1 protein-coding gene is annotated in these 583 nt (G+C 34.6%); it reads left to right on the forward strand.

The genetic code is table 11. From position 1 onward, the window contains the following. A partial coding sequence (locus tag IDG60_RS27010) for an RNB domain-containing ribonuclease (RefSeq protein ID WP_206160330.1) occupies positions 1–583 on the forward strand: 583 nt, incomplete at both ends.

The following is a 583-nucleotide window of genomic DNA, read 5'->3' on the forward strand; positions in this document are numbered from 1 at the left end:
ACTGAAAAGGATCCTAACATTCGCGAACAATATAAAGAAATTACGCCTATGTTAGATTTAGCACAAGATTTATCTAATCGTTTGATTCAAATGAGAAAACGACGTGGTGAAATCGATTTTGATATTAGTGAAGCAAAAGTATTAGTTAACGAAGTCGGTATACCAACAGATGTTCAATTAAGACAACGTGGCGAGGGTGAACGTCTAATTGAATCATTTATGTTAATTGCAAATGAAACAGTTGCTGAACATTTTAGTAAGTTAAATGTACCTTTTATTTACCGAGTGCATGAGCAACCTAAATCAGATCGCTTAAGACAATTCTTTGATTTTATTACAAACTTTGGCATCATGATTAAGGGCACTGGCGAAGATATTCATCCAACAACACTTCAAAAGGTTCAAGAAGAAGTAGAAGGTCGACCTGAACAAATGGTCATTTCAACAATGATGTTACGTTCAATGCAACAAGCGCATTATGATGATGTGAACTTGGGACATTTTGGCTTATCAGCTGAATATTATACGCATTTTACATCACCAATTAGACGTTATCCTGATTTAACAGTTCATCGTTTAATCC

Source organism: Staphylococcus sp. EG-SA-2 (genome assembly GCF_017152085.1).